Raw genomic sequence first — 8,914 nt, forward strand, 5'->3', positions numbered from 1 at the left:
TACAATTGATAAAATATAAATTAATAGGAGGATCCAATGTCTAACCAAATTAACAAAAAATACGCCCCACTTTTCGATCCCCTTCGTTTACCTAATGGAATCGAGATTGCAAACCGTTTCTCATTAAACCCATTAACAACGAACGCATCTTCTCGAGAAGGTTATGTCACTGAGGAAGAAACTCTTTATGCCGAAAGACGAAGTAAATCTGCGCCCCTACAAATAACTACTGCTGCATATATCGAAGATTATGCGCAATTGTTCGAGTTTGGACCGAGTGTTCGTGATGATAGTTATATCTATGGATTATCTAAATGGGCCGAAGCTATGAAAAAAGATGGTGCGAAAGCCATACTACAATTAACTCATGCCGGTCGTTTTGCGAAAGTGACATTGCGTGATTACGGTGTAGTATACGGACCAAGTCATATGAGTTTAAAAACTCCTGTCGAGCATGAAGTCTTACCTATGTCTAAAAGAAAAATTAACCACGTGATTCAACAATATGCTGATGCGACACGCCGTGCCATTGAAGCTGGATTTGACGGAGTTGAAATTTCGAATGCTCAGCGTCTTTTACCACAACAGTTCTTCTCACCTTTCTCAAATGAACGTGATGACGAATACGGTTCTCAAACTTTGGAAAATCGTGCCCGTTTCGGTGTTGAAGTGATGAAAGCTGTTCAAGGTGCTATTGATGAGTCTGGTGTTGAAAACTTTATTCTTGGCTTTAGAGGAACTCCTGAGGAAACACGTGGATCTGAAGTTGGTTATACTGTAGATGAGTTTAATCAATATTTTGACTGGTTATTAGAGGTGTCGGATATTCAATACTATGCGATTGCTAGCTGGGGGCGCGATATTTATAAAGCAACTGCCCGCGCTGGAAAACACGAAGGCGAATTAGTTAACAAAGCAGTTTATGATCATATTAATGGACGTGTTCCAGTCATCGCAACAGGTGGGATTAATGATCCCGATAAAGCGTTAGAAGCTTTAGAAAATGCTGACATGATCGGAATGTCATCCGTGTTTGTTACTGAACCAGATTTTGTTCAAAAGCTAGAAAATGGTAAGGAAGATGATATTGGACTTGGCTTTGAATTAGATGAGCTGTCTGACTTGGCAATTCCAAGACGCGCTTTCAAAGATTTAATCGAATTTATGGACTTCGGTGGATCGTTACCTCAAGAAACGCGCGATGAATTGCGTAAACTGACTGAACAAGACGAAACGAGTTACTTTAAAGAATTCAAATAAAAAAACGACTCAATCCGATGCGATTGAGTCGTTTTTGTGTTTAGGCAGGAAATTTAATGTGATTCCTACTTAATTTGTTGATTTTTTGGGTGGAAGTGACACTTTGAGTTTTCATAGTATCGCTTTTGAGCGGAAAGCATCACTTTGAGTTTTCATAGTATCGCTTTTGAACGAAAAGCGTCACTTTGAGTTTTCATAGTATCGCTTTTGGGCGAAAAGCGCCACTTTGAGTTTCCATAGTATCGCTTTTGAGCGAAAAGCATCACTTTGAGTCGATAAATCCCCATAAACCGATTAATCTGCTCGTAAAGCAATCGCCGCGTCTTTATTGGCTGCCATTTTAGCAGGAATGTGTCCACCTAGTACAGTTAGGATCGTGCTGATGATTACCAATACGAGTGCGTGTACTGGATCTAGTTGGGCAACATTAGGTAATTCCGTCAACGATTCGATCACTGAGTTTATTGGGAACGTCAGTAAGTAAGCGACGACGATTCCTATAACATCTGAGAAGACTCCAAGAATTAATGTTTCAGCATCAAATACGCGTGTGATATCTTTCTTACGAGCACCTAAGGCTTTCAGTACACCAATCTCCTTCGTTCTTTCAAGTACAGACGTGTAAGTAATTATACTAATCATAATCATACTTGTAATTAATGAAATAGCAGCAAAGGCGATTAACACATACGTGATCGCATCCATTAAGCCACCCGTTAATTCTGTCATCGTACCAGCTAAGTCAGAGTAAATGATTTTATCTTCATTATCTTTACCTTCATTAAATTCATCAAGATAAGCTAGGACTTCATCTTTAGCTTCGAAGTTGTTTGGATAAATCATAATTGTATTTGGTATTTCATTGGCACCTAAGAAAGTCATTAATTGATCTTTTGATTCACCTTCTAGAGGTTCGTTCGTCATCACATTAACATCGGAATCTTCCTGTGCTTGAACAACATCAGATTCTTGATTTTCATTCACAACTTTTTGAGCGAGTAAATCACTATATGCAATACCTGGAGCTAATAAGTCCATTGGTGAGTCTTCTTTAATTCGAAGAACTCCTGACACTGTGATTATTTCATTTAAATCATTATTGTAAACTTCTTCTAAATCTTGGTTTGGTACATAATTACCTGTAGGTAACTCTTCATAGTAAGCATTATTATAAACTAAGGCAATTTCAGTTCCGACAATATCTTCAAATGGAATCGCGTCACTTTCCTCTACTTCAAATCCTAAATTATTCAAGCCATGTAAGTTCGCTTCGTTATTCTCATCGACAATTAGGACGACTTCATTTTCATTGGTTGGATAATTTCCAGAAAGGACATCATAGTTATCTTGTAAAAATGTATTGTTGCCGGAATCTAAGTTATGCGGGAATGTTGAAACTCCAACACCGGTCATACTTGAGACCATATTCATCATATCACCGGTGGTTTGATTTTCACTATCAACATTTGAAAATTGAACCACTTGTGGCTCGCCATCAATCTCGCGCATTAAATTCAACTGCGTGCTACGCGCATAGTTAATATGTTGACTCAAATCCGGATCAATATTTTCCACGTAATCAATAAATTTTTCATCAATTGGATTAATATGTTGTAAATTCTCTCTCGGATCCACATCTGCGACTACTTCTGATGTCTCAGGAAAAGGTTTGCCGCTATCTTGAATATTCGTCAGATTCTCTGCGGATGTATCTTGAGCAATTTGAGAAATCGTAATCGGAAACTGCGCTAATGTTTCTGCTTGTGTTTGGTCAATTTGCTTTTGGAAACCATTTGATAAAGATAGGACGACTGCTATTCCGATGATTCCGATACTGGATGCAAATGCAGTTAGGAACGTCCGTCCTTTTTTAGTCCAAATATTTTTAAATGATAAGCTTAATGCTGTAAAATAGCTCATCATAGTACGTTTTAAATTTAATTTATCTGCTTCAACCGTATTGTCATATGGATTTGAGTCCCCCACCATTTGCCCATCGCTAAACTCAATGATTCGGCTAGCATAATTTTCTGCTAATTCAGGGTTATGTGTGACCATAATCACTAATTTCTCAAGTGATAGTTCTTGAATTAACTCCATAATTTGAATACCAGTATCTGAATCTAATGCCCCTGTGGGTTCATCACATAGTAAAATATCTGGATCATTTGCTAACGCACGAGCAATGGCTACACGTTGCATTTGTCCTCCGGATAATTGATTTGGTTTTTTATTTAAGTGGTCTCCCAAACCTACTCGTCTTAAGGCATCTTCCGCTTTTTGACGTTTTTCCTCTTTCGAAACACCACTCAAAGTCATACCTAATTCCACATTATCAGTGATGCCTAGGTGACTAATTAAATTATAACTCTGGAAAACAAAACCAATAGAGTTATTTCGATAAGCGTCCCAATCTGTATCTTTAAAAGATTTTGTTGATTGTCCATTAATAATCATATCTCCACTATCGTAGCGGTCAAGTCCACCGACCACGTTTAGAAACGTTGTCTTCCCTGAACCACTTGGCCCAAGAATTGCTACGAATTCTTTTTGACGAAACGCAACAGATACATCATCTAATGCTTTCGTAACTGTATTTCCTACTTTGTATACTTTTTTGAGATTTTTTAACTCTAGCATACTTCACTTCCTTTATATATATTTTAAGATTGAATTTATGTCCACCTTTTACTTTACCACTGATTTATTGACTCTACATTAATTAATCCCTTTTTAAGAAAATATTTGTAAAAAATCTGACTTTGTGGTACATTTTGAATAATAAAAAGATAGGTGGTGTACAAATGATTATTATCTAAAAAAGCAGCTTTAGGAAAATAGACACACAAGGTTTATTTTTTGCGGTCTTTTTTAGATGATAATTGTGCATCCTACAGGCTTTTTTGGTATACCAAACTGCCTACTAATATGCCCTTTCCTAAAAACGGCCGTGCTGCAATCTCATTGTAGTCGGCCGTTTTTTTGAATATGAGGTGAATATTTATGTTACAAATTAAAAATTTAACTATACGACATCGATATGATTTATCGATTTTAATGGAAAATGTCAACTTCGTGGTGAATTCGGGTGATAAACTCGCGATTATTGGACAAGAAGGTAATGGTAAATCAACATTGCTGCACTATATCTTACAACAAAATCACATCCACAGTTACTTAGATATTTCTGGTGAGCTGGTCAATGAGTTTAGTAAAGTAGGCTATCTACCACAAGCTCTACCGGAAGAATTATTACAAGAAGAGATCGAATCATTTTTCTTTGCGGATATAGACGTCGCAACACTTGATTACACTGAATTATATAAATACGGGAGTCAACTTGCCTTTGATATTGACAGACTATACTCCCAGCAAACACTGAAATCACTTTCTGGTGGCGAACGCATTAAAGTTCAACTTCTTAAATTGCTCATGATCGGCTGTGATTTATTACTATTAGATGAACCATCCAATGATTTAGATATCGAAACTTTGAATTGGTTGACGAATTTTATAAAAAATACAACACAAACGGTCATCTTTATCTCCCATGATGAAGCCCTGTTGGAAGAAACTGCTACAAGTGTCTTGCATCTTGAAAGATTGCAACACAAAGAACGCCCTGTAGCAACCTTTGCTAACCTACCTTATAGTGAATACATTGGCCAAAAAGAATCTAAGTTTAATCAACAAATGAAAATTTCTTTGAAGCAGCGCGAAGAACACGACAAAAAGATGGCGCGACACCATCGCATCGAACAAAGCGTGACTCAACAGTTAAGAGCTGCGCATGATGCAACCGCTGGTAGATTACTTGCTAAGAAAATGAAAGCAGTCAAATCTACGGGGAATCGATATGACCGGGAAACTGAAAATTTTGACGAAGTCCCAATAAAAGAAGATCCCATTGATATTCGCTTTTCGAATACCCAGCCTGTTCCACATGGTAAACAAATTCTTCATCTATATAATGAAACGATTGATATTGATGGCGATGTTTTAACCAAAAATCTGGAACTGACTGTAAATGGTTCTGACAAGATCGGAATTATCGGGCAAAATGGTATCGGAAAAAGTACATTCTTAAAGAAAATCGAGCAAAAATTAGCGAATACTGAAGCAGTAAAAGTTGGCTATATGCCACAAAATTATGATGACATCCTTTCACCCGAAGATACCCCAATTAGTTTCTTAAGTGAAACTGGATCGGCTGAAGAAAGAACACAAATTATGACTTACTTAGGCAGCATGAAGTTTCTGCCTGATGAAATGTCGCATTCTATCAACGCCCTTTCTGGTGGCCAAAGAGCAAAACTTTTCTTACTAAAATTTGATCTACAGAGACAAAATGTTTTGTTATTAGATGAGCCGTCAAGAAACTTTTCACCCACATCGCAGGGTGAATTAAGACAGGTCTTTAAGGACTTTCCTGGCGTAATCATCACAGTGTCGCATGACCGGCGCTTTTTACAAGCTGTATGTAATCGAATTGTTGAATTAACATCAGATGGTTTTGTTGATCGAAGTGATATGTTTGAGGAGTAGACAACTTTGATTAGTCTTCATAAGCTTTTGGGTTCTATATATGAGTCTGCTTAAATTTTTTCAGAATGAAATGAGCCCACGAATGAAATGGACATGTCTCTGGTTGTCCACGTTCATAGGACCAGTATATTATGTTAATCAAGTATTCGAATTTTTTTCGAGTACTTGATTACGGCTAATCGTGCACTCGAATTCTTTTCGAATGCTTGATTACGACTAAACATGCACTCGAATTCTTTTTGAGTGCTTGATTACGACTAATCGTGCACTCGAATTCTTTTCGAATGCTTGATTACGACTAAACATGCACTCGAATTCTTTTTCGAATGCTTGATTACGGCATTTATATTTGATTTAATCAGCAAACCTACTCCTCAAAACAAAGCAAAAAAAATAAGCCAGTTTAGACTTTTAATTCGTCTAAACTGGCTTATTTCAATTGATCCTTAATTAATGATAATTAAGCTTCTTGAACTGCAGGGTATACAGAAACCAAACGATAAATTTTCTCAAGTATTCCAACCTCGGATAACCGCATCAGTTCAATGTTCTGAAATTTACTAACTAGTACTAGCTAAGATAAAACTAAGTGAAATTTGCCCCTTAATCGCCCCATTTATCAAGGGGCATTTTTTGTTACTTAAGATACGAGAAAACATACCTGTCGTCCACAACTTTAAAGATAAAATAGTGATTACGAGAATCTTTTGATTTGAATGCTGGTAGCTTGAAAAAATTTATTTTATTTGCTGTCATCATATTTTCCAAATTTGTTATGATTGCATATAATGGTTCGCGACCTACGTACAACTTATCAAATATTTCACTGAATTTATTAAACTCTGGACCTAACATATCTATTTTCATAATTATACACCTCACTGTCATTATACGAACAAGTGTTTGGTTTGTAAATGAATGATTGCATAAAAAAAGCCCCACCTCGCAATGAAGTGGGGTTATTTTTTCAGAGGACTATAATTAGCACTCCTATTGATCATATACATATATTGTATAATAAATACACAACCATCTCAAGCTATGTATTTTACTTCTTGCCCCACACCCATACAACACCGTCATTATCAATATACTCACCTTCTTGAAGTTCTTCGTATTTCTGTTTAACTTCTTCGGGTGTTTCAACTTCGACTGGTTTCAGTTCCCAGCTTCGTTTAGATTCTTCTAAGTATTCTTCTAATATAATCGAATTGTATTTCTCTAATCTGTACGCCACCTTAGAGTGGTTGCCAGGTTTATCTAACTTGATAACTTCGGAAATTTTATCCTTAGTACCTAGTAATTCTTTATATTTTGGCGAAGCCAATAGCTGACGTTTAGTCAAATCGGCCCATTGCCAATTAGTATCTAAGGTCACTGTATCGCCCTTTTTAAGTTCATCAAACGGTAAGCGTGGTTCTTTGTAGTCCTTGAATGGTGTCGTTGCCATACCTTGAGGATTATTCGGATCAACAGGTTTACTTCCAGCTTTTAACTTAGCCGATAAATCTTTACGATATTGATTTAATTCGGCTACCGAATATCCCGGGCATGACGTTGAGTTATAAGGAATTTCCTTGTGTCCTCGCATGTCTTGACCGCCTAGGTGTTTCAGCGGTTCACTCATTAGCCATAACGTTAACGCTTCACGTGCTTTAACTTGCGCTGATGTGTAATTGCTCGCCGAACTTGCCTCACACGAGATGTGCATAAGTTGCGGGTTTAATCTTCCTGCGCCGTATGTCACAATCTCCAAATCATAGTTCCAATAGATGTTACCTTGTCGGTCAATGTAATAATGGTAGCCACCAATATCCCAACCATACGTATTTCGCCAATAGCGTTCGTGATTCTTGATGATCGTTGCACCATTGCCTTCGTGTTTAGTTGCAGTGTAGTGCCATACGATGTTCTTAATTGCACTCACCGAACGTTTAGCATAAGCTCCACTACCCGGATAACCTAAGGCTTGTTTGCGTCTGTCTGTCATTTTTGGTCTTGGAAAACTCATTGTATCATTTCCTTTCTTTGTGTCGTACTGCGTTAAGTTATATCTCTCCACTTTATCTATAAGTTTCGTTGCATAATTAGGATCACCTGCGTAAGAATACATATCCCCTTTAAATTTCGGCGCCAGATATTTTGCTTCGTCTTTATAATTGGTCGCTTTAATAGCTAGTCCATAAACCTTATCCGTCTGTCTAAAAGGTGTTGACGTAAAGAACTCCGCATGATCTTTTATTGAAGCTTCATGCGATGGATATTTTCTAAACTCCGATTCTCTCGCTCCGCCTACTTCACCCGATACATGTGGTACGCTATCACCTGTCCATGGTGCAGATGCCTTTATCCCAAATCCGTTATTTGATTTAAGTGCAAGTTCCGATGTAAACATTTGCGATTCCACGATAAGTTGCGCTAAGCGTGTAGCTACTGAAATAGGCGAATCGTATTTTGCACGAGTGGTGCGTATGTTTTTAACTTTTCTCGTACTTGTTGTTCCGTTAGTACCATTTAATTACCTCCATATAAAAAAGAGTGCCATTAGACACTCTTAAAATTATCGTATAACCCACTTGCTCCTAATCCGCCAATACCGCCCGCTAGAATAGTTTCTGCGAGTGGTAAGTTAAACCCTAAGGCAATCGCTACGCCTATCCCAAAACCAATTACAAGCGATAATAAGGGGATGTATTTGTTATCTAAGTCTGTAGCTTGTTTAATGACTTCCACGATACCGTTGATGATGAACACTAGCGCTCCAGCAACAATAACGGCATTATCTAATATTTCTATCAATATATTCACTCCTTATCTCTGTTTAAACAACGTATTAATACGCTCGGTATTACGAATGGCATCATCTTCCAAATCACCAATTTTTCTTGTATGTACGTCCAATATTTTGTGAATTTTCTCTCTATCTTTTTGTGAATCTTTCAAATCGTATGTGAGTGCATCAATCGCCTTTTCCAGTGACTTCATCGTCTGGTCATTTTTGGTGATGGCATTTTTAAAAGGTGTTACGACCAATCTAATCATGCTCCAGATTGTTGCGATAGCACCTGCCCACATAGCAATAAGATTTAAATCAATTTGCATTTTTCAC

7 protein-coding genes are annotated in these 8,914 nt (G+C 37.4%); 2 read left to right on the forward strand and 5 right to left on the reverse strand.

Features of this window, described 5'->3' with window-relative positions; all coding sequences use genetic code 11:
• Positions 1–36: 36 nt before the first annotated feature.
• On the forward strand, positions 37–1,260 hold the full coding sequence (locus FEZ33_RS01135; protein ID WP_138403549.1) for an NADH-dependent flavin oxidoreductase: 1,224 nt from the start codon (positions 37–39) through the stop codon (positions 1,258–1,260).
• A 294-nt stretch (positions 1,261–1,554) separates the two neighbouring features.
• On the opposite strand, the gene FEZ33_RS01140 is transcribed toward FEZ33_RS01135, so the two are convergent.
• Positions 1,555–3,900, reverse strand: coding sequence for an ABC transporter ATP-binding protein/permease (locus FEZ33_RS01140; protein WP_138403550.1), 2,346 nt, complete (start codon positions 3,898–3,900; stop codon positions 1,555–1,557).
• A gap of 363 nt (positions 3,901–4,263) precedes the next feature.
• Between FEZ33_RS01140 and FEZ33_RS01145 the strand changes: the two genes are divergently transcribed.
• Complete coding sequence (locus FEZ33_RS01145) at positions 4,264–5,805, forward strand: ATP-binding cassette domain-containing protein (RefSeq protein ID WP_138403551.1); 1,542 nt, start codon at positions 4,264–4,266, stop codon at positions 5,803–5,805.
• Between the two features lie 636 nt (positions 5,806–6,441).
• Here FEZ33_RS01145 and FEZ33_RS12965 read toward each other — a convergent pair.
• The 4 genes from FEZ33_RS12965 to FEZ33_RS01160 all read right to left on the reverse strand — a co-directional run bounded on the left by FEZ33_RS12965 (position 6,442) and on the right by FEZ33_RS01160 (position 8,907).
• Complete coding sequence (locus FEZ33_RS12965; RefSeq protein WP_369122673.1) at positions 6,442–6,693, reverse strand: DUF5960 family protein; 252 nt, start codon at positions 6,691–6,693, stop codon at positions 6,442–6,444.
• Between the two features lie 160 nt (positions 6,694–6,853).
• Positions 6,854–8,278 (reverse strand): glucosaminidase domain-containing protein, encoded by a 1,425-nt coding sequence (locus FEZ33_RS01150; protein ID WP_328590758.1) that lies wholly within the window; start codon positions 8,276–8,278, stop codon positions 6,854–6,856.
• Between the two features lie 71 nt (positions 8,279–8,349).
• Positions 8,350–8,604, reverse strand: coding sequence for a holin (locus FEZ33_RS01155; RefSeq protein ID WP_171031231.1), 255 nt, complete (start codon positions 8,602–8,604; stop codon positions 8,350–8,352).
• A 12-nt stretch (positions 8,605–8,616) separates the two neighbouring features.
• A complete protein-coding gene (locus tag FEZ33_RS01160; RefSeq protein ID WP_138403554.1) occupies positions 8,617–8,907 on the reverse strand; it encodes a hypothetical protein in 291 nt (96 codons plus the stop codon).
• Between the last annotated feature and the right edge of the window lie 7 nt (positions 8,908–8,914).

Source organism: Ruoffia tabacinasalis, assembly GCF_005864045.1.
In the GTDB taxonomy this organism is placed as follows: Bacteria; Bacillota; Bacilli; order Lactobacillales; family Aerococcaceae; genus Ruoffia; species Ruoffia tabacinasalis.